Source organism: Paenibacillus sp. OT2-17, from assembly GCF_009827695.1.
Classification (GTDB): Bacteria; Bacillota; Bacilli; order Paenibacillales; family Paenibacillaceae; genus Paenibacillus; species Paenibacillus polymyxa_B.
Genome location: NZ_WUDQ01000981.1, coordinates 1 through 735, shown reverse-complemented (window position 1 = coordinate 735; position 735 = coordinate 1). Strand labels below are relative to the sequence as shown.

1 protein-coding gene and 1 pseudogene are annotated in these 735 nt (G+C 39.7%); both read right to left on the bottom strand.

Annotated features, from left to right (window positions below):
• On the bottom strand, nucleotides 1-106 hold a 106-nt coding region (locus tag GRP75_RS28590; protein ID WP_160791069.1), incomplete at its 3' end, for a DUF255 domain-containing protein.
• 448 nt (nucleotides 107-554) lie between these two features.
• A pseudogene (locus GRP75_RS30210) lies at nucleotides 555-735 on the bottom strand (ArpU family phage packaging/lysis transcriptional regulator); the annotation flags it as partial.

The following is a 735-nucleotide window of genomic DNA, read 5'->3' as shown; positions in this document are numbered from 1 at the left end:
AAGCCATCCAATCCACTGGGTTATATGCATGCTGCAGTAGATAGGGAGACTTTTCATTTATTAAGCGGTTAGCCTTCCGTTCCTTGCCTTCAATAAACTCTCTCATCGTTAAACCTCCCAAAGACTTATATTCTTTCTTACACTTTCAATATAACCATTTCATAAGAAAACTAAAAGACCTCAAACGAGGTCTTTTGGATTGAATTTATAGAATAACTCATTATATACCTTGTTGGTGCTTTAATCGCTTCTTATGAGGGCTTGTTCAGAACGGTTGCTGTTGTGTTATATCCATGACTCCGGTACTTCAAAATCTTTTACCCTTCATCATCGAAACTTATTTCTGGAGGGCGATTGTCTTCGTTCTCATGATGTACTAATTCTTTAGCTCCCACACGCCCCTCCTCCTTCTACTATAATTTTTAAATCAAGTGCAAGTTTATAAAATGCTCTCCATCTGATTTTTCTGTATGTTGGCTCACTGATCGGTGGCTGAAACACAAAACTGTACCCCTTTGATCTGTAATGTAATCATGTTCCTTTGTCATGTACCGCTACTCAATCAGAAAACTTTCCATCTTGGGCATACGCTTCACAGCTCTTCCCACCCGTTTACAATATTCCTCGCGATACGCTTGAGAATCTACATTATATATTGCTATATTAGCTGTCTGATCGCTAGTAACATTCGTCGGGCTACTACGCGGTATGTCGCTATATGCGGCTGTCGTGCTA